The organism is Acidocella sp. (assembly GCF_050253495.1).
Lineage (GTDB): Bacteria > Pseudomonadota > Alphaproteobacteria > Acetobacterales > Acetobacteraceae > Acidocella.
In genome coordinates, this window is sequence record NZ_JBFWIX010000002.1 from 1 (window position 1) to 25,136 (window position 25,136).

The following is a 25,136-nucleotide window of genomic DNA, read 5'->3' on the forward strand; positions in this document are numbered from 1 at the left end:
CCGGCTTCTTCGCGGCAGCGGTCTACATGGCGACCGGCTTCTTCGCGGCTGCGGTCTTCATGGCGACCGGCTTCTTCGCGGCCGTGGTCTTCTTGGCGACCGGTTTCTTTGTGGCAGCGGTCTTCTTGGCGACCGGATTCTTAGCGGCTGCGGTCTTCTTGCCGACCGGATTCTTCGCGGCAGCGGTCTTCTTGGCGACGGGCTTCTTCGCGGCTGCGGTCTTCTTGGCGACCGGCTTCTTCGCGGCTGCGGTCTTCTTGGCGACGGGCTTCTTCGCGGCTGCGGTCTTCTTGGCGACCGGTTTCTTCGCGGTGGCTTTCTTCACGGTCGCCCGTACGGCCAACGGCTGCGCCCGCTGGGCATTATTCTGGTCTTCAGTGGTCACGAGAAATGCTCCTTGCTTTCAAGGTTGGATTGAGGTTCGGTTTGGTCGCGGTCCGGCACAGAAACGTCTTTTCCCACGGCGGTGAGCCGTCCTTCTTCATTTCGCGCGCAGGCCCTTGACTGCTAAGAACAAAACATGGTTGCGGCGCGAATCGCGCAATGCACGTAAGAATCGCTATTCGGCTTCTCATGTTCGGCTGTCAATAAAAAGCGTAAATAAATAGCCGCATTCATGCGTTTTTTTTTTAAACATGCACAAAAGCCATAGTCGAGTGGCGGTGCGCCGTGAAAACGCCATGCCGCCGCCATGTTTTTACCGGTTTTCAAACCCGGCGCTTACACCAGCCAAAAATCGCAAATCGGGACATGGCTATTGATGGCGAAGTTAAATGAATGATGAACGGCGCGGCAAGATTATACGAAATCATGGCGTGTCTGAATCTGTTTTCAGATCGTGGCGCTCGGCAATAACGGATGATACGATCATGCACATACGATATGCCATTTGTAGCGCCTTGCCAGAATGGCTATGCTCTTTCCTGGATGCATGACGGAAGTTTTCGCCAGGGATACGCGTTTGCCCGGCAGGGTCTGCCGTTTTGCCAGGGTGTGAATGGATCGGCCATCCGGTTTAAGGATGGATGCGGGAGGCTGTGATGGCGGATGCAAAAGGCAGGCTGACGCGGGTTGTTCTGGACGGTGAGGCGTTGCATCGCATCTCCGCCTTGCAGCAGGCGGACCGTGAACAGGCTGTGCGCGATCTGGCGCAGGAGAATGAATTCCATCTGCCCGACCAGCCGGATCTGCAAAGCATCCTGCATCTTTCAATTCAGGAAGGGCGCCTGGTGTTCGATGTGCGCGACCAGGAAGACCAGCCGGTGCAAGCGGTGGTGCTGGCGCTGGGACCGTTCAAGATGCTGGTGCGTGATTACCAGATGCTGCTTGATTCCTACGCCAATGCCGTGGCGGAAGGGCGTGAGGCGCGCATCCAGGCCATCGATATGGGGCGGCGCGGTTTGCATAATGAAGGCGCCGAACTGATGCTGGAGCGGTTGGCGGGAAAGGTGGTGATTGATTTTCCCACCGCGCGGCGCTTATTCACCCTTGTCTGCGCCTTGCATCAAAAACTTTAGGAAATTTTAACGCCATGAAAATTGACGGCACCCCGTACCGCTCGATCTGGGTGGACGAGACAGATGGCTGGTCTGTCCGCGTCATTGATCAAACCAAGCTGCCATGGAACGTCGATCTTGTCCGCCTGACAACGCTTGAGGAAATGGCGCACGCCATCAAGGCGATGCTAGTGCGGGGCGCACCCTTGATCGGTGCGTCGGCAGCCTACGGCGTTGCCTTGGCAATGCGCGCCGATGCCTCCGATGCGGCCTTGGCGCAGGCGTTGGAGGTACTGGGCGCGACCCGGCCGACGGCCATCAATCTGCGTTGGGCGCTCAAGCGCATGGGCACGCTGCTGCGGAATGTGGAGCCATACCACCGTGCCGCCGCGGCGTATGTCGAGGCCGCCAGCATTTGCGATGAAGATGTGGCGGTGAACGAGGCCATCGGCCGCAACGGTCTTTCTTTGATCCAGGAAAAGGCGAAAACCGGAAAACGGGTCAATGTCCTGACGCATTGCAACGCGGGTTGGATCGCGACGGTGGATTGGGGCACCGCGCTGGCACCAATCTATATGGCGCATGATTCCGGCATCGACACGCATGTATGGGTGGAGGAAACCCGCCCGCGCAATCAGGGGGCTTCCCTCACGGCATGGGAGCTTGGCAAGCATGGCGTGCCACACACGGTCATCGCGGATAATGCCGGTGGGCATTTCATGCAGCATGGCGAGGTGGATCTCGTGATCGTCGGCACCGACCGGGTGACACGCCAGGGCGATGTCTGCAACAAGATCGGCACGTATCTGAAGGCACTGGCGGCGCGTGACAATGGCGTGCCGTTCTGGGTGGCACTGCCATCCTCCACCATCGATTGGACGATCCGTGACGGGCTCGCCGATATCCCCATCGAGGAACGCGCGCCGGCCGAGGTGACGACGATGACTGGCCGGGCGCTGGATGGATCGATCGCCACGGTTCGCATCGTTCCAACATCGAGCCCCGCCGCAAATCCGGCTTTCGATGTCACGCCCGCGAGACTGGTGAGCGGACTGATCACCGAGCGGGGGCTTTGCGATGCCACGGAGAGCGCGCTCACTGAAATGTTCAGCGATCTCGCGTGACGGATCCGAACCGAAGAGAGCGGCATCGGCGCATGCCGGGGGTTTTCAAAAAAATGGCGGCCCTCTCTTTTTGCCTGCTATCCTCCTGTGCGGCGGGCACGCATGCGCCCCCCTTCGCCAGCGTACCGTATGAGCCGTTTTCCCGCAGCGCGGCCGTGGCGGTCGCGTTGCGGGAGTGGCGGCTCTGGGGCAGCCAGGTCGAGCACGATGGCGGTGCCGGCTATGTGCAGCACGCCGCGACGATGGCGGAGCGTCAGCAGGGCTTGTGGCAACGTGTCGGTGAATATTGGTGGGAGGGAATGCCCGCGGGCGAGCCAGATGCACGCTGGACCGGCAAACATGATGGCGCCGGAAAGATCTTCCCCGTGGCGAAGAATGGGGATTTTGCCTGGTCGGCGGCGTTTATCTCCTATGTCATGCGGATTGCGGGCGCGGGCGCGCATTTTCCTTATGCGCCGGACCACGCCACCTATATCAATTATGCCGCGCGCCCATATCGTCCCGGCAAGCTGCTGATCGCGGAGAACCCCAAGGATTACGCGCCGCGCCTGGGTGATCTCGTCTGTTTTCCACGCGGGCGCGCCCGGAATTTGACGTTCCAGGACCTGCCGACATCCTTTCTCTTTCCCGCGCATTGCGCCGTCGTGACTGGTGGCGGCCCCGGGCGGGTCGATGTTGTCGGCGGTAATGTCGAGGATTCCGTGATGATGGAAAAGCTGCATGCCGACGCGCAAGGCCGGCTCGCCGGGAACCAGGAGAACTGGTTCGTGGTCTTGCGGGTTCTGTATGCGCGCAATTAGCGGCGGGGGAAGCCCGCCAGCATTTTGACGGCGTTAAACATCCCGGCCAGGCATGGCGCGGTCGCCAAAAAGGGGCTTGAAGCTTTCAAGCCCACCAAGCCTCGTTCAGTGCTTCTGTTCAGGTTTGATGGAGACGGTGCAGGTCATGCCCGCGACCAGATGGACATTGCCGGGAACCTTGTCCAGCGCGATCCGCACGGGGATGCGCGCCGCCAGCCTGACCCAGGTGAAGGTCGGGTTTACATCCGCCAGCAAGGTCGGCGCGCTGATCCGTTCTGAGTCGGCGATGCCCGCGGCGATGCCCGCGACATGCCCTTCAATGGCCGGGCCACCCTGGAGAAGCTGCACGCTCGCCTTGTCGCCAAGCTGGATATGACGGAGCTTTGTCTCCTCGAAATAGCCATCCACATAAAGTGAATCTGTGTCCACAATGGCGATGACCGGCGTGCCGGCATTCACATAATCGCCCGGACGCATGGAGAAATTGGTGACCATGCCGTTTACCGTGGCGCGAACGACGGTGCGTTTCAGATTGAGTTCGGCAACGCCCAGATCCGCCTGCGCGGCCTTGTAGGCGGCTTCGGCCTCCTGCGCCTGGGTGGAGACATTGTCGCGGGAGATGGCGGAGGTGGCGTTATCGGACAGCGCATGATAGCGCGCGGCGTTTTGTTGTGCGTTTTTCAGCGTCGCCTGAGCTTTCGAGAGGGAGGCCTGTGCCAGCTCCAGGGCCAGGTTGAAGCGGGAAGGGTCGATTTCAAAAAGCGGCTGGCCCGTATGCACGAATTCATTGTCATGCACGAGCACTTTCACCACCGGGCCGGTTACGTCGGGCGCCAGCGAGACGATATCCGCCCGCACGCGGCCGTCGCGTGTCCAGGGCATGTCCATATAATAGACCCAAAGTTGCCAGCCGATGAGCCCGGCAACGACCGAAGCCGCGAGCGTGACAAGAAAACGGCTGACGAAGGATACGGGTTTCATGAGACTCCAGAGGGTCAGAAATAGCGGTTGGCGGCCAGGCTGACGAGCCCGGTGAGCATGACAAGCAGGCAGACATCGAAGAGCGGGCGGTGCCACACATAACGGTACAGGCCAGAGGCGGATATGAGCCGCCTGATGCCCATGGAGAGCACCAGGGCGATGCCGATCCAGATGAGCAGCGGTGGAAACAGCACGCCATAAATATTGACTTCGCCGATCATGAAATGGCCTGTGCGGGGGAGGACAGCGTGAAGGCGGGTGGCGCCATGTCCGGGAACATCGCCGAACGCAGGCCAGAGAGGATCATCAGCGCCGCGCGATAGGCCAGCGCATCGTCGATCAGCGCGACCATGCAATCATCGAGGGCCAGGGCCAGTTCGGGAGCGGGGGGCTGGCGTGGATCGCCTCTGTAATAGGTGGCGAGGTTGTCGAACACGCGCGTGGCGGCGGCTTGCGCGCGCGGGGGCAGGCGCCATTGCTCACGGTGCAGCCCGATGATGTTCAACCCCACGCGCAGGTCGCGTAGAGCGCCGGCGGCGGCGCTGTCCGCGCCCATGGCGACAGCGGCCAGGCGCGGCATGATCAGCCCAAGGCGGTCCATCATGATGCCGGTGAGCATGGCGCGGTCGGGGGCGGTTCTGGCTTCGGCGGCGGCGGCGACCTCGCGCCAATTGGCGCGCATCAACCGCTCGGCGCTCCAAGCGGCGCCGACGGAACGGATGATCCGGGTGATGAGCAGGGCGCTGCCGATGCCGATCAGAAGACTGAACGAACTATTGGCGAATTTGATGAGGTTGGTGTTGTACCCATTGCCGAGGGCGAATTGCGTGGCGCCGATAGCCCCCAGCGCCATGCCGGAGCCAAAGGTGGCCGGACGGGAGATCAAGACGCCGATGATGAGCCCGCAGGGTAGCAAGACGAGATACAACTCCTCGAAACTGACCACCTTGGTCAGAATGGCGAAGCTGTAAATGAAGATGCCAATGATGACGATGGAGGAATTGCGAAGCATCTGCGCGATGGCGGGGGCCGGGTCGTCCTGTGCCGCGAAGAAGGAGCAGGCGATGCCGACCATGATCGCCGCGCCCGCGCCATAGGTCCAGGCGGTTTCAATCCAGATGGCGCAGACCAGCAAAATGGAGAGCATGGCCGAGAAAGCGGAATAAAGCGCGAATTTATGGTCGCGGTTCTGTTGGGTAATGGCGATATATTCGGTTTCCAGGGCCGGGTTTTTCGGCGGCGGCGCGCCATCGGTCACATGCCGGCGCAATTGGCGCGATTGATGGCTGATCCGCACCAACTCCTCCAGCCGCAGGGCCAGACTGGCGCGCAGCAATCCGGGCCAGTCCGGCGGTTCGTTGTCCAGCTTCTGAATTTCATGCAGCAGGGCATCCGCGCCCTCGGTTTCACCGGACTTGATCCATTGGTCGGTTTTGGCGAGCACCGATTGCACGGGCGGGGTCAGGGCGCCGAGCTGTTTCAGTTCCGCGACACGTTGGCCGATGGAACTGAGGACCGGCATCAGGCTGATCACATACATGCGCAGCCGCGTGACCTGCCGTGCCGCCGATTGCATATGTGAGATGTCGTAGGCCAGCTGGGAGACCATCATGGCGGTGTCGGTCGCCTCGAAGGCGAGGCGCCGGCGAGCATCCCTCGCCAGTTGTGATTCACCGTCGCCGGCGAGAACGGCGCTGGCCCAATCCACGCCTGGTTTCACCCAGGAGGTGATCCGCCGCGCCAGCACCGGCCCCATTGAACGCGGCATGATCAACGTGCCGATCATCGTGGTGCAGACAATGCCGAGGGTGATTTCCTCGCAGCGTGTCAGAGCGGTCTCGAACACATGGGCTGGATCGGTAACGGAAGGAAAGCCGATCAGCGCCGCCGTATAGCCTGAGAGCATGAAGGCATAGGCGCGCGGGGAGCGGTCGAGCAACGCGATATACAAGCAAAACCCGACCCATAGCGCCATGGCGATGCAGAGCAGCACCGGTGCATCGACCAGCATGGGCACCAGGATGACGGCCATGGTGCCACCGATGAGCGTGCCGAAAAAACGATAAATCGCCTTGGAGCGCATGGCCCCGGCATAGGGGTTGGCGACGATGAAGGCCGTGGCCATGGACCAATAAGGGTTGTCCAGCCCCAGCCAGCAGGAAATATAAAAAGCCAGCATGGCGCCGGTGAAGGTCTTCAGGGCAAAGAGGAGTTCGTCCGGCTTGGGCATCGTCCCCTGGAAACATGAAAAAGTGGCAGCAAGGTAGACATTGTTTGCAAGGCCGCCCTGCGGCGGCAATGGGGGTGCCCAGGTCCGTGGGCTCTTGTATTCTTCATCGTCGTTCTAAATCATGTGACCCTGGCCGGGAAGCGGGTTCCAATCGGCCAGGCGGGTTGATAGCCTCGCGCGGGCGCAAAGGAGGCCCAGGCATGAATCTCGTTGTGCTGACGGGGGCGGGTATTTCCGCTGAATCCGGTATTTCCACCTTCCGTGCCGCCGATGGCTTGTGGGAGAATCACCGGATCGAGGATGTCGCCTCGCCGGAGGGATTCATGCGCGACCCCGCGCTCGTGCATCATTTCTATAATCTGCGCCGTGCGCAATTGCATGAGGTTGTGCCCAACAAGGCGCATCAGGCGCTGGCGGCGCTGGAACGGGCTTGGCGCGGGCGTGGGGCGTTTTTGCTGGTGACCCAGAATGTGGATGACCTGCATGAGCGCGCGGGCAGCCGGGCTCTGCGCCACATGCATGGTGAGCTGCGCCGGTTGCTCTGCACCGCGTGTGGAGAAACAGGCCCCTGGCACGATGATGCCGGGGTGGATACGCCTTGCCCGGATTGCGGCGCGGAGGCGATGCGGCCGGACATCGTCTGGTTTGGGGAAATTCCCCATCATATGGACGAGATCATGGAGGCTCTGGGGCAGGCGGATCTGTTTTGCGCCATCGGCACCTCAGGCGTGGTCTATCCGGCGGCCGGTTTCGCGGCCCAGGCACGGCGCAATGGCCGGAATTGTGTGCTTTATGAGATCAACCCCACCCCCACCGGCGGGCGTTATTTCGATCATGTCATCGCCGCTCCGGCAAGTGAGGGCGTGCCGGAATTGCTGTGCCGGCTGGGGGTCGGGGCAGATTCTTAACCGGCCCGTGGGCCGGACAGTCGGGCCGCCAGCAGGGCGGCGGGGCCGCTCAGCCCAGTTGCCGTATAAAAAGCGACCGCTTCACCCCGCGCCAGCTTGGCGCGCAGTTTCACGGCCAGGGGGGCGGCGGCGGCGGCGCCTTCGGGCAGGCAGAGCAACTCCACATCCGCCAGGGGCGGACGGAACGGGTGCCCTGGGGAGACGATCATCGTGCCGATATTATGTTCACGCAGCAGGGCAAGCCCAGCTTCCACCTCGTCTCCCGTCAGGGTTAGCACGGCCAGGCGGGCTGGTTCCGTCCAGGTTAATGTAGCGGCGTGGTCGTGTGGCATCGCGGGGCGCGCGGGCGTGCCCAGAGCGGCGCGGACTTCATTCTGAATGGTAGAAAAATCCATCGGCTCCGGGGAGGGGGCCGGTGCCTCCCGCGCTGGGCGGAAGCGCTTATGGCTCAGCTCCATAGCGGCGAACTCCCGCGCGGCATGGCGGCGGAACACGAAATTATCCGGAGCGGGCGGGTCTTCGGCCGGTGCCGGCGGCGGAACGGAAGGGGGGCTGTGATCCGTTGCCGTGCCGCTGGCGGTGGGAGCGGTCATGTCTTTGAGGTCGGAGGGTTCGCGCATCGGTGGCGCGGTACGCAGAAAGCGTCGCAATTCGTCCGGGGCGGGTGACGCCAGCATGGTCTTGCGCCTGGAGCCGGTCAGAAGATCGGCGCCGAGGATGATAATACCGATGGAAAGCACGCCGAGCGTTGCTGAAAGCAGCAAAATATCGTGATCCAAACCCGCCGCCCCCCAATATGCGGCCTGGGGTGAAATTTAGCGTTCCTGCGAAAGTTTGCAAATCGATTCAATTTTCAACCTGGGCGAGCATGAAAATCCGCCAGCTTATAACGGCTGCCCAGGCTGTAACGGCTGCCGGGGTGGGTCAGCAGAGAACGCGTGGCGGGCCCGGCCTCCGTCCAGGTACGGCGCAGCAGGCAGAGGCAAGGCTCATGCGGCGAGAGGCGGAGCAGCTTCTGCACCCGCGCCTCCGCCGCCGTGGCATGAATGATATGCTCCACCTCATGTGGCGGTTCGATGTTCTGTAGGTAGCGGTTGGGGGTGATGGCGCTGAAATCCTGCGCCAGATAATCCGGCGCGAAGGCGGGGGAGACGTAGCGTTCTTCCAACTGGACCGGAACATCGTTTTCGAAATGCAAGATCTCTGAATAAAACAGCTTCCCCCGCGGGCCCAGCGCGAATTCGGCGGCCATGTCCGCACCGGCCTGGCGGGCCTCCAGCGTCAGCACGTCAGCCCGGTGGGCATGGCCACGGCGGGTGATGTCCTCGGCGATGTCATGGATTTCCAGCAATGGCGAGCGTGGGGCAGGGGGTTGCACAAAGCTGCCCGCCCCTTGCACGCGCAGCAGCATGCCCTCGGCGGAGAGTTCCCGCAAGGCGCGGTGCACCGTCATGCGTGAGGCGCCGAGGCGCTCCATCAATTCGAATTCTGAGGGGATTTTCTCTCCAGCCTTCCAGGTGCCAGCGGCGATGCCCGCGCGCAGATAGGTTTTGACTTGTTCGTAGAGTTTTTGGGGGCGCGAATCGTCCATGGTCAGAGCCGCTTGCGCAGCACGGTCTCGAATTTGGCGCGGGCCTGGGCGGCATGCCGGTGCCGTCCGTTTTCCACCACATGCCGGCCCCGCACCCAGACATCGCGCACGGCGGTGGCGCGGGCGGTGAACAGGGCATCCGCCAAGGCCTCTTCCGGCGTTTCACCCGCGATGCCCACGAAGCTGGCGGGCGCGCCCGCCACAAGGCCATGGCCGAGCCCCACGGCTTGCGCGCCGCCGGAAGCGGCATGCTGGTAAAGGGCGGTGGCGGTGGGACGAATCGTTGCTGTGGCCATGACGTTCCTTTGACGCTGGCCGAGCCGCTGGGAATATTCAAGCATTTGCAGTTCCCGCCCGGCATCGATCAGCACGTTCGAATCCGATCCGATGCCATAGGCGCCGGTGAAATGCTGGGCGGGGAAAATACCATCGCCCAGATTGGCCTCGGTGATCGGGCAAAGGCCGGCCACGGCATTGGTCTTTGCCATGTCCATCGCCTCGGCCGCGGTGATATGGGTGGCGTGCACCAGGCACCAGTTGGAAGAGACGGGGGCATTGGCCAAAAGATATTCAACCGGCCGCGCGCCGGAGAAAGCGAGGCAGCTTTCCACTTCGGCGGTCTGTTCCGAAATATGGATATGAAACGGCGCCGCGCCGTTCAGTTGCGTCAAGGCCGTGATTTCATCGAGTGTGGCGGCGCGCAGCGAATGGGGCGCGCAGCCCGTGGCGGAGAGCGCGCGGCATCTGGCATGGAGCTTGGCGTAGCTGTCGAGTGAGTTGACGAAACGGCGCTGCCCTTCGGTGGGAGCTTGCCCACCGAAACCTGAATGCGCGTAGAAAACAGGCAGCAGCAGCAGCTCAATGCCGGTTTCCGCCGCCGCCGCCGCCAGCCGCGCGGCCATTTCGGCGATATCCGCATAGGGCGCGCCATCCGGCCCATGATGAAGATAATGAAACTCCGCCACGGAGGTAAAACCGCCTTCCAGCATTTCGGTAAAGGCCAGGGCGGCGATCGCCTGCACATCGTCCGGGTCCAGCGATAGCGCCAGCCGGTACATCAGCTCCCGCCAGGTCCAGAAACTATCCGCCGTCGGCCCGCGCAACTCCGCCCGCCCGGCCATGGCCCGCTGGAAGGAATGGCTGTGCAGGTTTGCCATGCCGGGCAGGGCAAGGCCCGACCCGCCCGCGACACCGGTTTCGACATTCGTGATCACGCCGTTTTCATAAGAAATGGCTGCATTTTCTGCCCAGCCGCCGGGCAGCAGGGCATGGCGGAAAATGATGCGCTCGGACACTGGACAGGGCTCCTGATGCTGGATATGTATATACAACTTATCTCACTCAACGCCAAGGTGCAGGCATGCGTGCAGAGCGGATTTTCATCAATGCGAGATTGGCGACCATGGATCCGGCCCGTCCCGGGCTGGGGGTCGTGGAAGATGGCGTGGTGGCGCAAGCAAACGGGCGCATTCTTCATGCCGGCCCGCCCCGCGCGATCGAGGCCGATGAGGTCGTGGATTGCCAAGGCCGCTGGATCACCCCCGGGCTGATCGATTGCCATACGCATCTCATCTATGCCGGGGATCGCGCGGGTGAGTTCGAGGCCCGGCTGAACGGCGTCGGTTACGAGGAGATCGCCCGCGCGGGCGGTGGGATTTTGGGGACCATGAAGGCAACGCGCGAGGCCAGCGCCGGGGCGCTGCGCGCGGCGGCGCAAGGGCGCATGGCGGCGCTGTTGGCGGAAGGGGTGACGACCATCGAGGTGAAATCCGGCTACGGATTGTCGCCCGATTCCGAGTATAAAAGCTTGGCGGTTGCGAAATCGCTTGGCGACCGGGCCGATATTTCTACGACTTTTCTCGGCGCCCATGGGTTTCCGCCGGAGCTGAGCCGGGCTGAGTATCTGCGCTTGTTGTGTGAGGACATGATCCCTCACATCGCCGTGCGGGGTTTGGCCGACGCGGTCGATGGGTTTTGCGAGGGGATTGCGTTTTCTCCCGAGGAGATGGAGCAGGTTTTCACCGCCGCCACCCGGCATGGCCTGCGTGTGAAGCTGCATGCCGACCAGCTTTCCGATCTGCATGGCGCGGCCCTGGCGGCGAAATTCGGCGCCCTGTCGGCGGATCATCTTGAATATACCAGCGAGGCGGGGGCGGCGGCGCTGGCCAAGGCCGGCACGGTCGCGGTGCTGCTGCCTGGCGCCTTCTTCACGTTGCGCGAGACACAGTCGCCGCCGGTGGAGGCTTTCCGCCGCCATGGCGTGCGCATGGCGGTTTCCACCGATCTCAATCCCGGCACCTCGCCGCTTTTTTCCCTGCTGTTGGCAATGAACATGGCCGCCACGCAATTTCGCCTCACGGTCGAGGAATGTCTGCTGGGTGTCACCCGCCACGCCGCCGCCGCCTTGGGGCGTGCGGATGTCGGCGTGTTGCGGGCGGGGGCGAAATGCCATCTCGCCATCTGGAACATCGAACGCCCGGCGGAGCTTGTCTACCGCATCGGGTTCAATCCATTGCATCAACGTATCTGGAGTGCCGTATGAAACTCACCCCTGGAGCCATGAGCCTCGCGCAATGGCGCGCGATCTATCGAGGCGAGGCCGTGTGGCTCGACGAGGCGGCGCTGCCCGCCATCCAGAAAGGCGCGGACGCGGTGGCGGAGATTCTGGGCCGTGGCGAGCCGGTTTATGGAATTAACACCGGTTTTGGCAAACTGGCCAGTGTGCGGATCGCGGATGACGATCTCGCCACCTTGCAGCGCAATCTCGTCCTCTCCCACGCCGCCGGTGTCGGCGAGCCGATGCCCATCCCCGTCGCGCGGTTGATGCTGGCCTTGAAGATGGGCTCGCTCGGCCAGGGGGCTTCTGGTGTGCGTGTGGAAACCATCCGCATGCTGGAAGCCATGCTGGCGAAGGATTTGATTCCCGTGGTTCCGGCGCAAGGCTCCGTCGGGGCGTCGGGCGATCTGGCGCCGCTGGCGCACATGACCGCCGCGATGATGGGCGTTGGGGAAATCCATGCCGGTGGCGCCCGCAAGGATGCCGCGCTCGCCTTGCGGGAAGCCGGCCTCGTCCCGCTCATATTGGGGCCGAAAGAAGGGTTGGCGCTGCTCAACGGCACGCAATTCTCCACCGCCAACGCCCTTGCGGGCCTGTTCGAGGCGGAGGATAATTTCCGTGCCGCCCTTGTCACCGGCGCGCTCTCCACCGACGCCGCCAAGGGGTCGGATGCGCCGTTCGACCCGCGTATTCATGAAGTGCGCAAGCATAAAGGCCAGAAACAGGTCGCGGATGCGCTGCGTGCCCTCATGGCCGGGTCCGCCATCCGCGCCTCGCATTTAAAGGGCGATGAGCGCGTGCAGGATCCTTATTGCCTGCGCTGCCAGCCGCAGGTGATGGGCGCGGTGTTGGATGTCCTGCGCCAGGCCGCCGCCACGTTGGAAACCGAGGCCAACGGCGTCACGGATAATCCACTGATTTTCACCAACCCCACCGTGGCTCTGTCCGGAGGCAATTTTCACGCTGAACCCGTGGCGTTCGCGGCGGATATGATCGCCATGGCCATTTGCGAAATCGGCTCGCTCACCGAGCGGCGCGTTTCGCTGCTGGTCGATCCCGTCCTGTCCGGCCTTCCCGCCTTCCTCACCCCCAGGCCCGGCCTGAATTCCGGTTTCATGATTCCGCAGGTCACGGCGGCGGCTTTGGTGTCCGAGAACAAGGGCCGTGCCTTTCCCGCTTCGGTGGATTCCATTCCCACCTCCGCCAATCAGGAGGATCATGTCTCCATGGCCGCTCACGGCGCGCGGCGTCTGCTGGCGATGAATGAAAATCTTCGTGCCATCATCGCCATTGAATGGCTGGCGGCCTCCCAGGGCTGTGATTTTCATACACTGAAATCCTCTGCCTCATTGGAGGCGGCGCGCGCCACGTTACGCGCCGCGGTGCCGACATTGGAGGAAGACCGGCATTTCGCGCCGGATATGGAGGCCGCCATCGCCCTGCTGCGCCAAGGCGCGCTGGCGGGCGCGGATCTGCCGGGGGTCGCATGAGCTTGTTCACCCTGCGCCGCGGCAATGCCAGGCTGGTTCTTTCCATCCCGCATGCGGGCACGGAACTTCCCGAGGAGTTCGCCGGTGTCTTCGCCTCGGACTGGCTGGCCCGCAAGGATGCCGATTGGTGGCTGCCTGACCTTTATCGCTTTGCCGAAACGCTGGATGCCACGATCATCGCCGCCAATATTTCCCGTTCGGTGATCGATCTCAACCGCGATCCCTCGGGCGTCTCTCTCTATCCAGGTCAGGCCACCACGGGGCTCTGCCCCACCGAAACATTCGATGGCGAGCCGCTTTATAACGGTGCGTTGCCAGATGATGCAGAGATCGCCCGGCGCCGCGAAACCTATTTCACTCCCTATCATGCGGCCCTGCGCGCGGAGATCGAGCGTGTGCACGCCCTGCATGGCCGCGCGGTGCTGTATGATTGCCATTCCATCCGCAGCCATATTCCGCGTTTGTTCGAGGGTGAGTTGCCGCAATTCAATGTCGGCACCAATGACGGCAAAAGCTGCGCGCCCGCCTTGCGGGAACGCGTGGAGCGCATCTGCGCCGAAAGCGGTTTTTCCTATGTGGTGAATGGCCGGTTCAAGGGGGGCTGGATCACCCGCCATTACGGCGCGCCCGCGCGCAACATCCACGCCGTCCAGATGGAGCTTGGCTGCCGTGGCTATATGCATGAGCCCCAACCGCTCACGCCAGAAAACTGGCCCACTCCCCTGCAAAGCCCCATTCCCATCCAACCTGTTCTTGAAAAAATCCTGAAAGGCCTTTGCGCATGACCCGTCTCGACAATGCGCGCGTGATCCGCGCGAACCATGGAACGGAACTTTCCGCGAAAAGCTGGCAGACGGAAGCGCCCTTGCGGATGCTGATGAATAATCTCGATCCGATGGTGGCCGAGCGGCCGGAGGAGCTGGTTGTTTACGGCGGCATTGGCCGCGCGGCGCGCGATTGGGAGAGTTTCGACCGCATCGTGGCGGCGTTGAGGAATCTGGAGGATGACCACAGCTTGCTCATCCAGTCCGGCAAGCCGGTGGGGGTGTTTCGTACCCACAAGGATGCGCCGCGCGTGCTCATCGCCAATTCCAATCTCGTGCCGAACTGGGCCAATTGGGCGCATTTCAACGAGCTGGATCGCAAGGGGCTGATGATGTACGGCCAGATGACGGCCGGCTCCTGGATCTATATCGGCACCCAGGGCATCGTTCAGGGCACCTATGAAACCTTCGTTGAGGCCGGGCGCCGCCATTATAACGGCGATGTCGCCGGCAAATGGGTGCTCACCGCCGGCCTGGGCGGCATGGGCGGCGCTCAGCCCCTGGCGGCCACCATGGCGGGCATGAGCTGCCTGGCCATCGAATGCCAAGCGAGCCGTATCGAGATGCGGCTGAAGACCCGTTATGTCGATGTCCGCGCCGACAGCCTGGACGAGGCAATGGCGATCATCGAAACATCCATCGCCGAGAAAAAGCCGGTTTCCGTCGGGCTGCTGGGCAATGCCGCCGAAATCCTGCCTGAAATGCTGCGGCGTGGCATCAAGCCGGATATGCTGACCGACCAGACTTCCGCCCATGATCCGGTGAATGGCTATCTGCCCGCCGGCTGGAGCGTCGCGGAGTGGGAAGCCAAGCGCGAGACCAACCCGAAGGCGGTTGAGGAAGCCGCCCGCGCCTCCATGGCGCAGCATGTGCTGGCGATGCTGGCATTCGTGAAGATGGGCGTGCCCACGTTCGATTACGGCAATAATATCCGCCAGCGCGCCAAGGAGCAGGGCGTTGCCCATGCTTTCGATTTTCCTGGTTTCGTGCCCGCTTATATCCGCCCGCTGTTTTGCCGGGGCATCGGGCCGTTCCGCTGGGCGGCCCTCTCGGGCGACCCGGAGGATATCTACAAGACCGATGCAAAGGTGAAGGAGCTGCTGCCCGACGACAAGCACCTTCATAACTGGCTGGACATGGCCAGGGAGCGTATTTCCTTCCAGGGCTTGCCCGCGCGCATCTGCTGGGTGGGGCTGGGGGATCGTCACCGGCTGGGCCTCGCCTTCAACGAGATGGTCGCTTCGGGCGAGTTGAAGGCGCCCATCGTGATTGGCCGTGACCATCTAGATTCAGGCTCCGTCGCCTCGCCCAACCGCGAGACGGAGGCCATGATGGACGGTTCGGACGCGGTGTCGGACTGGCCCTTGCTCAACGCGCTGCTCAATTGCGCCTCCGGCGCCACATGGGTCTCGCTGCATCATGGCGGCGGTGTCGGCATGGGCTTCTCCCAGCATTCCGGCATGGTGATCTGTGCCGACGGCACCCCGGAAGCCGCGGCGCGGCTGGCGCGGGTGCTCTGGAATGACCCCGCCACCGGTGTGATGCGCCATGCCGATGCGGGTTACGACATCGCCAAGACATGCGCGCGGGAGTTTGGGTTGACTCTGCCCTCTCTCTAAGCCGTTTCAAGGCAACTGCCCGTTTTTTGCCTGAAAACCGGGCAGTTGATTAGAATAAACCTAACCAATAGCTTTGTAGTATCGACTTTAATAAAGCATCCGGGATCGCCTATAGCTGAAGGGCCGGAAAGACCGGTTGACTATCCGCTAAGCAATGGGAAGCTGTAGATGATCCGTAATGGGCAGCAATATCGCGATTCGATCCGCGATGGCCGCATGGTCTGGGTGAATGGTGAGCGTGTGCGCGATGTCACCACCCACAAGATGTTCAAGCCGCTCGTCGATATTCGCGCCCGTATTTACGATATGCAGCACGACGCGGCCACCGCCCCGGTGATGAGTTACAAGGACGAAACGGGGGAAATGCATGCCGTCGGTCTCAAGCTGCCTTATACGCAAGAGGACTGGCGGGCCAAGCGTGCCTCCACCGATGCGGTGCTTGACGATATTGGCGGCATCGTCACCCGCGTGGGCGACGAGACAGTGGGCGAGATGTGGTCCCTTTTCGACGGCCAGGACGTTCTGAACGAGGTGAACCCGCAATTCTCCGAGAATATCCGCTTTCATATAGATAAGGTGATCCGCCACGATCCCTTCCATGTCTCGGCCAATACCGACCCGAAGGGCGACCGTTCCAAACGCCCCCAGGATCAGGACCCCGACATGCTGCTGCATGTGGTGAAGGAGACGGATGCCGGCATCATCGTGCGCGGCGCGAAATACGAAACCGCGGCCGCTTATGCCAACCAGGCCTTCACCAAGCCCACCATCGCCAATTGGGGCAATGCGGAATTGTCCGATTACGCGGTGGGGTTTGTGTGCGATCTTGGGTCGCCCAATCTGAAATTCATCTGCCGCACCGGCTTCGCGGGTTCCAAACCGGTTGAGGATTATCCGCTCTCGAACAAGTTTGACGAGGTCGACACACTGCTGATCTTCGACAATGTGTTGATCCCGTGGGAGAATGTGCTGTTCTACCGGCACACCAAGGCGGCCACCTTCATTCGTGCCACGCTGCATCGTTACTCCGCCTTCGCCTTCGTGCAGCGCAATCTGAAGCTCGCGGATTTCATGATTGGCGCGGCCTTGTTCAATGTCCGTCAGACCGGGTTGGACAAGCAGCAGGCCGTGCAGGAGAAACTCGCTCAACTGGCTTGCTACCGAGAGGGCATCAACGCCCATCTCACCGCCGCCATCGCCACCGCCGAGCGCAGCCCCGGTGGATTGCTGATGCCCAACCAGTCCCTGCTCTATACGGGCCGTGTGCTGGCCTGCTCGCAACTGCATCAGATGATGCATATAGCCCGCGAGCTATGCGGCGGGCAGATTTGCGTGACCCCCGACGCCGCCGCCTTCGCCGATCCGGAAACCGCGGCTTGGCTCGAGAAATTCTACACCATCAACGAGGAATGGGTGGCCGACGACCGCCGCCGCCTGCTGGCCTTCGCGCGCGATCTGCTGAATTCGGATTATGCGGGGCACCGTCTGACCTTCCAGCTCTTCGCGCAGTCTCCGCCATTCGCGCATCTGGGGGCGGTGTATCGTAATTTCGATTGGAGCGAGACGCTACGCGTGGTTCACAAGGCCGCCGGACTATCCGACAATGTGCCCGGTGGCGCGATCCCCGCCAGAAAAGCCGCGGAGTAAGAGATGATTCACAAGCGTATTCGCCCGTTCAATACCAAGGACACCTATCCCGAGCAGAATCTGGATAATGATCTCTGCCAGGCGGTGGTGACGGGCAAGATGATCTATCTGCGCGGCCAGGTGCCGCAGGATCTCGACACGCGCGAGAATGTTGCCGTGGGCGATCCGGAGGGGCAGACCGAGAAGGTGATGCAGAATATCGACCTGTTGCTGCGCGAATGCGGGGCAACACTGGAGCATATCTGCAAGGTGACGGTCTACATCACAGATATCCGTCACCGCGAGGCGGTTTACCGCACGGCTGGGCGCTGGCTGAAAGGTGTGTATCCAGTGTTCACCGGTCTCGTGATCGTCGCCCTCGCCCGGCCGGAATGGCTGGTTGAGATCGACGTGATCGCGGAGCTTCCATGAGCGTTCCGCCCCTCCAGAATGGGGGCCAGGCGCGGCTGCGCGGCGAGTTGGCGGCGCTCTGCCGCCTGGCCGCCCGGTTCGATTGGCAGGAAGCCACCGCCAACCATATCTCCCTGGCGGTTTCCGAGGATGGCGCGCAATTCCTCATCAATCGCCGCTGGCGGGATTTCGCCACGCTGAAAGCCTCCGAACTGGCGTTCGTGGATGGTGGCGCCAATGAATTGCCAGACGATGTGGACGTCACCGCCTGGGCGATTCACGGGGCCATCCACCGGCTGGTGCCACAGGCGCGTTGCGTGGTGCATTTGCATCCCGCCTATGCCACCGCGCTGTCCTGCTTGAAAGATCCCACGCTCTACCCGGTGGATCAGACCACGGCGCGTTTCTTCAACCGGGTCGCCATCGACGATGCTTATTCCGGCATGGCCGATACGAGCCAGGAAGGCGAGAGGCTGGCCAGGATTCTGAGCGGCAGGAAGATCCTGATGATGGGCAATCACGGGCTGCTCAGCATTGGCGAAAGCGCGGCGGAAGCTTTCGATGCCTTCTATCATTTCGAGCGTGCGGCCCGCACGTTGATGCTGGCCTACGGCACGGGCCAGCCCTTAAGTGTGTTGAACGACGAGGTCGCGGAGAAAACGGCGAAGGCCTGGGAGAACGATCCGGACTTTGCCGAGGCGCATTTCACGCAGATGCGCGGCACGCTGGACCAGACTTACCTGTCTTGAGGTTTCAAAAGTTTTTCGGCCATGGGGGCTTTTTACAAAAAGCCCCCATGGCTTTTTTTACTCGTCCCCCGGCACACCGTAGGATGGTGCCTCGGTGGGGTTCAAGGCGCGTGTGACGTAATCGTACATTTGCGGATGCCACACATCCCAAAGCCGGGCGAGTTCGGCCAAGGGTTCGTCATGCCAATCCACCCGTAGATCGGCGATGGGCCAGGCTTCCTTGTCCACCACCAGCATGCCGGCGGATTTGATCGGCCCGGCCTCGCCACCCGCCGCCAGCCCGGCCTGCATGGCGGCGATAACGCGAGCCCCCAGCTCGGCGGCCGGGTCGGAGTTGACGAAGGCATCGATGACAGCCTGAGGCACCCCGGGATTGGCGAGCAGGTTTCCCGCCGAGACACCGTTGTCACCCATCGCGGCGGCGTTGATGCCGAGCGTCCTGGCGCCGGAGAAAAAAGCGGTGCGGCCATGCGCGTCGATCGCCGTGAGCTGGCGATAGTCAGGGTGGCTCGCGGCTTGCGATATGGTTGTCATCGCGGTTTCGGCCTTAAGGCCCGAGGCCAGCGCTTCCAGAAGTTTCGGCCCCAGGCGTGGGTCCGTCACGTTCTGGGTGGTAACGGCGCCAACCCCCGCCCGCGCGAAGGCGCAGCGCGCGGCCACGGCGGGTGAGGAGGAGGCGACAGCCACGGCGAATTGCGAGCGGCGCGGGCAACGCGCCACGAGGGAAAAAGTCATGCGAGGATCCTTGATGTTGGCATTCTGGTTTCCGTGCCCTTCCTGCTTTTGTAAAACATAATCTTTTGATACTTTAATTCGAAATTTCCAACAGGCGGAGCGCGATGCGGTTTACGCTGAAACAAATAAGCTATTTCGTGGCCACGGCGGAGGCGGGCAGCATCACCCTGGCCTCCGAGACGGTGAATATTTCCCAACCCTCCATCTCGTCCGCCATCACGGCATTGGAGGAGGAATTTGGCATCCAGCTTTTCATCCGGCATCACGCGCAGGGGCTTTCGCTCACCGCCGAGGGGCAGCGGTTTTTGCGCGAGGCGAAGGCCCTGCTATTGCAAGCGGAAGAGGTGCAAAGTGCCGCCTCCATGATCTCCGCCAAGGTCGGCGGACCGTTGGAAATAGGCTGTCTGTCGACCTTGTTTCCGTTGGCCATTCCGGAGCTTTTATCCGTTTTTCGCAAACGCTACGAGGCCGCGCGCGTGAATGCCTTGGCTGGTAATCAGGCGGAATTGTTCGAGACCTTGCGCCATGGCCGCATCGCCTTGCTGCTGACCTACGACATGAATATCCCGCCGGATTTTGAATTCACGCCGATGGCGCCGTTGTCGCCTTATGCCTTTGTCGGCGCGTCGCACCGTTTTGCCCGGCGTCGCACCGTCGGCTTGAAGGAATTCGAAGGCGATGATTTCCTGCTGCTCGACCTGCCGATGAGCCGGGATTATTTTCTGTCCCTGTTCCGGGAGGTTGGCATGGCGCCGCATATTGTCGGGCGTTATCCTTACATAGATGTGATTCGCAGCCTGGTGGCGCGTGGCGAAGGATATGGGCTGGCCAATGCCCGGCCGAAAAATCTTTCGACATTGGACGGACGCAAGCTGGTTTATCTGGAGCTGGAAGGCCGGCATAGGCCGTTGATTTACGGGATCGCCACATTGAAGGGTCTGCGTCGCACCCCGACGGCGGAAGCCTTTATCGAACTTTGCCGAGAGTTGCTGTTGAACAAGCCTATGCCTGGCACACGTTAGAACGATTTGGGAACATTCGACCCCACGCCGCCCGTCTAAACGGTAAACTCACGGGGATCGTCTTAAAAACTCTTCTTTTAGGAATGTTCAAGGGGTTTTTAAAATCACCCCTAAGATGACAATCCGGCGATCACACGGTCGAGAAACATATCGCAGGCATCCAGCTCGTCCTGGGTTACATATTCATCCGGCTTGTGCGCGCGGTCGATGCTGCCGGGGCCGCAGATCACAACCGGCATTTGCAGCCGCTGGCTGAACAGTCCACCCTCCGTGCCAAAACCGATTTTGCAGCTTTGCGTGCCCGCGGCGGCGAGGATCTTGCGGGCGAACAGATCCTCTTCCTTCGTGTCCAGGCCTGGATATTCGTTTGTAATGCCGATTTCTACCCGTCCCTTGCCGCGGCGCGCGGTTATATGCGCCGCCTGTTCACGCAATGTTTCCACCAGTTCGCGGGGCTCGTCTCCGGCGACGTTGCGGATCTCAAACTGCATTTCGCAATATTCAGGCACGATATTCAAGGCGCTGCCGCCCTTGATGGTGCCGACATGCACGCTGGTGGATGGATATGGGTAAGCATCGTCGCGTGGGCCGCTCATGGCCAGGTGGGCTTGCATGGTTTCGGCCTCGCGTACCATGTCGGCCGCCAGGGAGATGGCGTTGCACCCCAGGGCAGGGTTGGCGGAATGAGCCGGCAGGCCAAAGCAGCAGATGCAGCCAGCCAGTTTGCCTTTATGGCCGCGCGCGACCTTCTGCTCCGTCGGCTCGCCGATCACGCAGCCCTCGGCTTGGAATTTTTCCTCGGCGAGCCTGTCCAGAAGATCGCGCACGCCGACACAGCCAATCTCCTCGTCATAGGAGAAGGCAAGATGCAGTGGACGCAGGAGCTTGCCTTTATCCGCCCGTGTGGCGGCGCTCAGGCACGCGGCCAGGAACCCTTTCATATCGCTGCTGCCACGCCCATAAAGCTTGCCGTTCCGGTCGGTTAGAATGAAGGGATCCGTACTCCAGGCCTGGCCCGCTACGGGCACGACATCGCTATGGCCGGAGAGCACGATCCCGGATCCTGTGTCCGGCCCAAAGCTCGCCAGGAGGTTGAATTTTCCTGGCGCGGCGCCCGCCATGATGTGAATCCGCCCCCCCGCATCGCCGATGCGCGCGGCGCACCAGCGTATCAGCGCCTCGTTGGCATTGGCGCTGATGGTGGGAAAAGCGAGAAGTGTCGAGAGCAGATCGGCTGTATTTGGCATTTGTCGTGTTCCTAGCGCGGCGCGCTCTCCCGGGAAAGTCCTGATTTGCTCTTATTGCAGGCGCGAACTGGCGCTGTCTGCTTAAAAAATATCCTTGTGCACAGAGAAAGGGTGGTTCTTGCTTCGGTAAATTCGACGCAAATCATCGATAGATTAGTGTAAACTGTAGTTAATGGATAATATTGGAGTGTTTCGAATTGGCACGGGATCCGCGCTACGATATTCTGTTTGACCAGGTCAAAATCGGACCTGTTGTAGCGAAAAACAGGTTCTTTCAGGTTCCGCATTGCAACGGCATGGGCTACCGCGACCCTTCCGCCCTGGCCACCATGCGCGCGGTCAAGGCGCAAGGCGGGTGGGGGGTTGTCTGTTCCGAGCAGGCCGAGATTCATCCCAGCGCGGAAATTTGCCCCTTTATCGAGTTGCGGGTGTGGAGCGAGCAGGACGTGCCGATGCTGGCGCGCGTCGCGGAGTCAATCCATCGATATGATTCTCTGGCCGGGTTGCAGCTTTGCCATAACGGCATGAACGCGCCCAACCTCTATTCCCGAGAGATCCCGATGGGGCCATCGGATTTGCCGGTTTTCTCCGTGTTCAACGATCCCGTGCAAGCCCGCGCGATGGACAAGCAGGACATCCGCGATCTGCGCAGATGGCATCGCGACGCGGCGCTGCGCGCCAAGCGCGCGGGATATGACATCGTCTATGTCTATGCGGGAAAGCTGTTTGGCGGGCCGATGTTTTTTCTGTCCCGTCGCTTCAATCAGCGTACCGATGAATATGGCGGCAGCCTGGAAAACCGGGCCCGGCTGCTGAAGGAGCTGATCGAGGAGGTAAAGGATGCGGTGGGTGATTCGCTTGGTGTCGCCTGCCGGATTTCGATGGATGAGATGATCGGTGAGGAGGGGTTTCATGCCGCCGAGGCGCGGGATGTGATCGCTCATCTGGCCGAGGTGCCAGATCTCTGGGATCTGACGCTCTCTTCCTGGGACAATGACAGCCAGACCTCGCGTTTCGCCGAGGAAGGCTACCAGGAGCCCTACGTGCTGGGTGTGAAGCAGCTCACCAGCAAACCTGTCGTGGGCGTGGGGCGCTTCACCTCGCCTGACACGATGGCGCGGATGGTCAAGCAGGGTGTGCTGGACTGCATCGGCGCGGCGCGGCCCTCCATCGCGGATCCGTTCATTCCGGAAAAGATCCGCACAGGCCGTGTCGATGAAATTCGCGAATGCATCGGCTGCAACATCTGCGTTTCGGGCGATCACACCTCTTCCATCGTGCGTTGCACGCAAAACCCCGCGATGGGTGAGGAATGGCGCCGTGGCTGGCACCCCGAATATATTCGCTCCAAGGAGAGCGATGCCCGCGTGCTGGTGGTTGGCGGTGGGCCCGCCGGGTTGGAAGCGGCGATGATGCTGGGCCGGCGCGGTTACGAGGTGGCGCTTGCCGAGCGCGGGCGTGAGCTGGGTGGGCGTTTGCTCCATGAGCGGCGCCTGCCGGGCCTCTCCGCCTGGGGGCGGGTGGCGGATTACCGCATCGGCCAGCTGACGCCGATGACCAATGTCGAAACCTTTTTTGAAAGCGATCTGTCCGCCGAGGATCTGCTGGCCTTCGGGTTCGAGCATATCGTGCTGGCCACCGGCAGCACGTGGCGGCGCGACACGGTGGCGCGGAACATGTTGAATGCCGCGCCGCTGGAGGGGGTGGAAGTTTTCACGCCGGACGATCTGATGGCGGGAGACAGGCCGCAAGCGAAACAGGTTCTGATCTACGATGACGATCATTACTATATGGGCGGTGTGCTGGCCGAATTGCTGGCCAAGGAAGGCCACGAGGTCACGCTGGTCACGCCGGCGTCCGGTGCGTCGTCCTGGACCTTCAACACCATGGAGCAGCATAAGATCCAGGCACGGCTGCTGGAGGCCAATATCGGCATTCAGGCCAACAGGATCCTGCTCAGGGCTCAATCCGGTCAGGTTGCGCTGGGCTGCACTTTTACCGGCCGGGAGGAAAAGATCGAGGTTGGTGCGGTGGTTTTGGTCACGGCCCGTCTGCCGCGTCTTGGCCTGGCGCGCGCGCTTCGCGCCCGCGAGGCGGAATGGGCGGATGCCGGCATCAAGAGTGTTAGCGTCATCGGCGATGCGTTAGCGCCCGGCACCATCGCCGCCGCCGTCTGGAGCGGCAGGCGTTATGCCGAAGAATTCGACACCCCCCCAGACCCGGATGCGCTGCCCTTCCGCCGGGAAGTGGCGGAGCTTCTCCCCTTCGATCTCGGCGCCATCATGGCGCGCAACCCCCAGCGTTAAGGATACGGCAATGGCCACGGAATCCCCAGGCAAAGTCGAGCAGCATACGATTTACCAAATACCCTTGGATCAGCGTCACGGCACATGGCGTGACCTGTTCACCATCTGGTTCGGCTCCAACATCATGATGCTGACCATCATCACCGGCTCTCTCGCAACGGCGGTGTTCAAGCTCGATTTCATGAGTGCCTGCCTGTCCATCATCGTCGGCAACATGGTGGGCGCCATCTTCATGGCGTTGCATTCGGCGCAGGGGCCGCAGCTTGGCGTGCCGCAAATGGTGCAGACACGCGGCCAGTTTGGCACAATCGGCGCGGTGCTGGTGGTGGCCATCGTCATCATCATGTATGTCGGCTTTCTGGCTTCCAACATCGTGCTGGGCGGGCAGTCCCTGCACACCATCGCGGGGAGCATTAGCGAGCACGAGTTGATTGTCTTCATCGCGGCCGTCAGTGTCATCGCCACCATTTTCGGCCACGACCTCATTCACGCCTATGCGCGTTTCCTCACCTGGGCATCGGGTGCCGCGCTTGTCGTCGCCTTCGGCTGGATCGTGCTGGTGCATGGTTTGCCGGGCAATTTCATGTCGATGAACAGCTTCAGCACCGCGGGCTTTTTCAGCATGGTCTCCGTCGGCGCGCTGTGGCAGATCGCCTATGCGCCCTACGTGTCCGACTATAGCCGTTACATGCCACATGACACCGGCGCCAAGCATGCCTTCTGGGCGTCCTATTGGGGCTGTTCGCTGGGTTCCATCTTCCCGATGGTCCTGGGCGCCATGCTCGGCCTCGTCGCCGCCAATGGCGATCCGGTCGCCGGTCTCACCGCCTTCACCGGCATGGCCGCCATCCCCATCGTCATCATCTTCTCCGTCGGCATCGCCGGCACCAACGCGATGAATTTATATTGCGGCGTGCTCTCCACCATCACGTTGATCCATACCTTCATTCCCTCCTGGAAAGCAGGTGCCAGGGCGCGCGCCGTCACCGCCATCATCATCACGCTGGTGGGCTTGGCCATCGCCTTGTTCGCGGCGGGCAACTTCCTCGCCAACTACACCAACTTCATCCTGCTGCTGCTTTATGTGCTGGTGCCCTGGACGGCGATCAACCTGGTTGATTTCTACCTCGTCCGGCATGGCGATTACGACGTGAATGCCTTCTTCACCGCCGAGGGCGGCGTGTATGGGCGTTTCAACAAAGCCGCCATCTTCTGCTACATTCTGGGCATTCTCATCCAGTTGCCCTTCGTCTCCACCGAGCTTTACACCGGTCCCATCGCCAAGGCGCTGGACGGGGTGGATCTTTCCTGGATCGTGGGCCTCTGCGTGATCAGCCCGATCTATTATGTCATCGCCAAGCGTCACGGCGCCAACAGGCTGGCCGCGGCGGAATAACCCATCGGATGGGGCAAGGCGGCA

The 25,136-nt window shown here is 61.9% G+C and carries 24 protein-coding genes; 14 read left to right on the plus strand and 10 right to left on the minus strand.

Annotation, left to right across the window (positions count from 1 at the left end):
* Positions 1-22 precede the first annotated feature (22 nt).
* Both AB7D48_RS02135 and AB7D48_RS02140 read right to left on the minus strand, forming a co-directional pair.
* Complete coding sequence (locus tag AB7D48_RS02135) at positions 23-385, minus strand: hypothetical protein (RefSeq protein ID WP_427975666.1); 363 nt, start codon at positions 383-385, stop codon at positions 23-25.
* A gap of 122 nt (positions 386-507) precedes the next feature.
* Positions 508-711: a hypothetical protein gene (locus tag AB7D48_RS02140; RefSeq protein WP_427975667.1), complete on the minus strand. Its 204-nt coding sequence runs from the start codon at positions 709-711 to the stop codon at positions 508-510.
* A 329-nt stretch (positions 712-1,040) separates the two neighbouring features.
* Here AB7D48_RS02140 and AB7D48_RS02145 point away from each other — a divergent pair, with 329 nt between their 5' ends.
* The 3 genes from AB7D48_RS02145 to AB7D48_RS02155 are packed head-to-tail and all read left to right on the plus strand — an operon-like array spanning position 1,041 to position 3,420.
* The gene (locus AB7D48_RS02145; protein ID WP_427975668.1) at positions 1,041-1,517 is read left to right on the plus strand and encodes a UPF0262 family protein; all 477 of its coding nucleotides are present in this window, start codon (positions 1,041-1,043) and stop codon (positions 1,515-1,517) included.
* A gap of 14 nt (positions 1,518-1,531) precedes the next feature.
* Positions 1,532-2,620, plus strand: coding sequence for an S-methyl-5-thioribose-1-phosphate isomerase (mtnA, locus tag AB7D48_RS02150; RefSeq protein ID WP_427975669.1), 1,089 nt, complete (start codon positions 1,532-1,534; stop codon positions 2,618-2,620).
* Positions 2,621-2,652: 32 nt separating this feature from the next.
* Positions 2,653-3,420 (plus strand): DUF2272 domain-containing protein, encoded by a 768-nt coding sequence (locus AB7D48_RS02155; RefSeq protein WP_427975670.1) that lies wholly within the window; start codon positions 2,653-2,655, stop codon positions 3,418-3,420.
* A gap of 105 nt (positions 3,421-3,525) precedes the next feature.
* Here the strand turns inward: AB7D48_RS02155 and AB7D48_RS02160 are convergent, their stop codons facing one another.
* Genes AB7D48_RS02160 through AB7D48_RS02170 form a run of 3 tightly spaced genes read right to left on the minus strand, consistent with a single transcriptional unit; the run spans position 3,526 to position 6,631 of the window.
* Entirely contained in the window at positions 3,526-4,401 is an 876-nt protein-coding gene (locus AB7D48_RS02160; RefSeq protein ID WP_427975671.1) for an efflux RND transporter periplasmic adaptor subunit, read from the minus strand.
* A 14-nt stretch (positions 4,402-4,415) separates the two neighbouring features.
* Complete coding sequence (locus AB7D48_RS02165; RefSeq protein ID WP_427975672.1) at positions 4,416-4,622, minus strand: DUF1656 domain-containing protein; 207 nt, start codon at positions 4,620-4,622, stop codon at positions 4,416-4,418.
* Positions 4,619-6,631 (minus strand): FUSC family protein, encoded by a 2,013-nt coding sequence (locus AB7D48_RS02170; protein WP_427975673.1) that lies wholly within the window; start codon positions 6,629-6,631, stop codon positions 4,619-4,621. Before AB7D48_RS02170 ends, AB7D48_RS02165 begins: the two co-directional genes overlap by 4 nt.
* Positions 6,632-6,831: 200 nt before the next feature.
* On the opposite strand from AB7D48_RS02170, the gene AB7D48_RS02175 reads away from it, so the two are divergent.
* Complete coding sequence (locus tag AB7D48_RS02175; protein WP_427975674.1) at positions 6,832-7,539, plus strand: NAD-dependent deacylase; 708 nt, start codon at positions 6,832-6,834, stop codon at positions 7,537-7,539.
* Here AB7D48_RS02175 and AB7D48_RS02180 read toward each other — a convergent pair.
* The 3 genes from AB7D48_RS02180 to AB7D48_RS02190 all read right to left on the minus strand — a co-directional run bounded on the left by AB7D48_RS02180 (position 7,536) and on the right by AB7D48_RS02190 (position 10,425).
* The gene (locus tag AB7D48_RS02180; RefSeq protein WP_427975675.1) at positions 7,536-8,318 is read right to left on the minus strand and encodes a hypothetical protein; all 783 of its coding nucleotides are present in this window, start codon (positions 8,316-8,318) and stop codon (positions 7,536-7,538) included. The two genes, AB7D48_RS02175 and AB7D48_RS02180, sit on opposite strands and share 4 nt — an antisense overlap.
* A 74-nt stretch (positions 8,319-8,392) precedes the next feature.
* A complete protein-coding gene (hutC, locus tag AB7D48_RS02185; protein ID WP_427975676.1) occupies positions 8,393-9,130 on the minus strand; it encodes a histidine utilization repressor in 738 nt (245 codons plus the stop codon).
* Positions 9,131-9,132: 2 nt separating this feature from the next.
* Positions 9,133-10,425 (minus strand): formimidoylglutamate deiminase, encoded by a 1,293-nt coding sequence (locus tag AB7D48_RS02190; protein ID WP_427975677.1) that lies wholly within the window; start codon positions 10,423-10,425, stop codon positions 9,133-9,135.
* Between the two features lie 65 nt (positions 10,426-10,490).
* Between AB7D48_RS02190 and hutI the strand changes: the two genes are divergently transcribed.
* From hutI to AB7D48_RS02225, 7 genes are all read left to right on the plus strand, one after another.
* A complete protein-coding gene (gene hutI / locus AB7D48_RS02195; protein ID WP_427975678.1) occupies positions 10,491-11,672 on the plus strand; it encodes an imidazolonepropionase in 1,182 nt (393 codons plus the stop codon).
* Complete coding sequence (gene hutH, locus AB7D48_RS02200) at positions 11,669-13,177, plus strand: histidine ammonia-lyase (RefSeq protein WP_427975679.1); 1,509 nt, start codon at positions 11,669-11,671, stop codon at positions 13,175-13,177. The genes hutI and hutH overlap by 4 nt, the downstream gene beginning before the upstream one ends.
* Positions 13,174-13,962, plus strand: coding sequence for an N-formylglutamate deformylase (gene hutG, locus AB7D48_RS02205; protein WP_427975680.1), 789 nt, complete (start codon positions 13,174-13,176; stop codon positions 13,960-13,962). The genes hutH and hutG overlap by 4 nt, the downstream gene beginning before the upstream one ends.
* Positions 13,959-15,620, plus strand: coding sequence for a urocanate hydratase (gene hutU, locus AB7D48_RS02210; RefSeq protein ID WP_427975681.1), 1,662 nt, complete (start codon positions 13,959-13,961; stop codon positions 15,618-15,620). The genes hutG and hutU overlap by 4 nt, the downstream gene beginning before the upstream one ends.
* Before the next feature lie 168 nt (positions 15,621-15,788).
* Positions 15,789-17,267: a 4-hydroxyphenylacetate 3-hydroxylase family protein gene (locus tag AB7D48_RS02215; RefSeq protein ID WP_427975682.1), complete on the plus strand. Its 1,479-nt coding sequence runs from the start codon at positions 15,789-15,791 to the stop codon at positions 17,265-17,267.
* 3 nt (positions 17,268-17,270) lie between these two features.
* Positions 17,271-17,678, plus strand: a complete 408-nt coding sequence (locus AB7D48_RS02220) for a RidA family protein (protein WP_427975683.1) — start codon at positions 17,271-17,273, stop codon at positions 17,676-17,678.
* Positions 17,675-18,406 carry a class II aldolase/adducin family protein gene (locus tag AB7D48_RS02225; RefSeq protein WP_427975684.1) on the plus strand — a complete coding sequence of 244 codons (732 nt, stop codon included), beginning with the start codon at positions 17,675-17,677 and terminating at the stop codon, positions 18,404-18,406. Before AB7D48_RS02220 ends, AB7D48_RS02225 begins: the two co-directional genes overlap by 4 nt.
* Positions 18,407-18,463: 57 nt before the next feature.
* On the opposite strand, the gene AB7D48_RS02230 is transcribed toward AB7D48_RS02225, so the two are convergent.
* Entirely contained in the window at positions 18,464-19,141 is a 678-nt protein-coding gene (locus AB7D48_RS02230) for a DUF1028 domain-containing protein (protein WP_427975685.1), read from the minus strand.
* Positions 19,142-19,245: 104 nt separating this feature from the next.
* Here AB7D48_RS02230 and AB7D48_RS02235 point away from each other — a divergent pair, with 104 nt between their 5' ends.
* Positions 19,246-20,163 (plus strand): LysR family transcriptional regulator, encoded by a 918-nt coding sequence (locus AB7D48_RS02235; RefSeq protein WP_427975686.1) that lies wholly within the window; start codon positions 19,246-19,248, stop codon positions 20,161-20,163.
* Positions 20,164-20,273: 110 nt separating this feature from the next.
* Here AB7D48_RS02235 and argE read toward each other — a convergent pair whose 3' ends face one another.
* Positions 20,274-21,410: an acetylornithine deacetylase gene (gene argE, locus AB7D48_RS02240; RefSeq protein WP_427975687.1), complete on the minus strand. Its 1,137-nt coding sequence runs from the start codon at positions 21,408-21,410 to the stop codon at positions 20,274-20,276.
* A 197-nt stretch (positions 21,411-21,607) separates the two neighbouring features.
* Here argE and AB7D48_RS02245 point away from each other — a divergent pair, with 197 nt between their 5' ends.
* Both AB7D48_RS02245 and AB7D48_RS02250 read left to right on the plus strand, forming a co-directional pair.
* Complete coding sequence (locus AB7D48_RS02245) at positions 21,608-23,716, plus strand: FAD-dependent oxidoreductase (RefSeq protein WP_427975688.1); 2,109 nt, start codon at positions 21,608-21,610, stop codon at positions 23,714-23,716.
* A gap of 10 nt (positions 23,717-23,726) precedes the next feature.
* Positions 23,727-25,112 (plus strand): purine-cytosine permease family protein, encoded by a 1,386-nt coding sequence (locus AB7D48_RS02250; protein ID WP_427975689.1) that lies wholly within the window; start codon positions 23,727-23,729, stop codon positions 25,110-25,112.
* Positions 25,113-25,136 lie beyond the last annotated feature (24 nt).

What these genes read in the sequence shown, in the direction of transcription:
- AB7D48_RS02145 (WP_427975668.1), top strand. Translation starts at nt 1,041, where the DNA reads ATGGCGGATGCAAAAGGCAGGCTGACGCGGGTTGTTCTGGACGGTGAG.
- AB7D48_RS02155 (WP_427975670.1), top strand. Translation starts at nt 2,653, where the DNA reads ATGCCGGGGGTTTTCAAAAAAATGGCGGCCCTCTCTTTTTGCCTGCTA.
- AB7D48_RS02225 (WP_427975684.1), top strand. Translation starts at nt 17,675, where the DNA reads ATGAGCGTTCCGCCCCTCCAGAATGGGGGCCAGGCGCGGCTGCGCGGC.
- hutG (WP_427975680.1), top strand. Translation starts at nt 13,174, where the DNA reads ATGAGCTTGTTCACCCTGCGCCGCGGCAATGCCAGGCTGGTTCTTTCC.
- AB7D48_RS02170 (WP_427975673.1), bottom strand. Translation starts at nt 6,631, where the DNA reads ATGCCCAAGCCGGACGAACTCCTCTTTGCCCTGAAGACCTTCACCGGC.
- AB7D48_RS02160 (WP_427975671.1), bottom strand. Translation starts at nt 4,401, where the DNA reads ATGAAACCCGTATCCTTCGTCAGCCGTTTTCTTGTCACGCTCGCGGCT.
- AB7D48_RS02235 (WP_427975686.1), top strand. Translation starts at nt 19,246, where the DNA reads ATGCGGTTTACGCTGAAACAAATAAGCTATTTCGTGGCCACGGCGGAG.
- AB7D48_RS02215 (WP_427975682.1), top strand. Translation starts at nt 15,789, where the DNA reads ATGATCCGTAATGGGCAGCAATATCGCGATTCGATCCGCGATGGCCGC.
- hutI (WP_427975678.1), top strand. Translation starts at nt 10,491, where the DNA reads ATGCGTGCAGAGCGGATTTTCATCAATGCGAGATTGGCGACCATGGAT.
- hutC (WP_427975676.1), bottom strand. Translation starts at nt 9,130, where the DNA reads ATGGACGATTCGCGCCCCCAAAAACTCTACGAACAAGTCAAAACCTAT.
- AB7D48_RS02220 (WP_427975683.1), top strand. Translation starts at nt 17,271, where the DNA reads ATGATTCACAAGCGTATTCGCCCGTTCAATACCAAGGACACCTATCCC.
- AB7D48_RS02165 (WP_427975672.1), bottom strand. Translation starts at nt 4,622, where the DNA reads ATGATCGGCGAAGTCAATATTTATGGCGTGCTGTTTCCACCGCTGCTC.
- mtnA (WP_427975669.1), top strand. Translation starts at nt 1,532, where the DNA reads ATGAAAATTGACGGCACCCCGTACCGCTCGATCTGGGTGGACGAGACA.
- AB7D48_RS02250 (WP_427975689.1), top strand. Translation starts at nt 23,727, where the DNA reads ATGGCCACGGAATCCCCAGGCAAAGTCGAGCAGCATACGATTTACCAA.
- AB7D48_RS02230 (WP_427975685.1), bottom strand. Translation starts at nt 19,141, where the DNA reads ATGACTTTTTCCCTCGTGGCGCGTTGCCCGCGCCGCTCGCAATTCGCC.
- hutU (WP_427975681.1), top strand. Translation starts at nt 13,959, where the DNA reads ATGACCCGTCTCGACAATGCGCGCGTGATCCGCGCGAACCATGGAACG.
- argE (WP_427975687.1), bottom strand. Translation starts at nt 21,410, where the DNA reads ATGCCAAATACAGCCGATCTGCTCTCGACACTTCTCGCTTTTCCCACC.
- hutH (WP_427975679.1), top strand. Translation starts at nt 11,669, where the DNA reads ATGAAACTCACCCCTGGAGCCATGAGCCTCGCGCAATGGCGCGCGATC.
- AB7D48_RS02175 (WP_427975674.1), top strand. Translation starts at nt 6,832, where the DNA reads ATGAATCTCGTTGTGCTGACGGGGGCGGGTATTTCCGCTGAATCCGGT.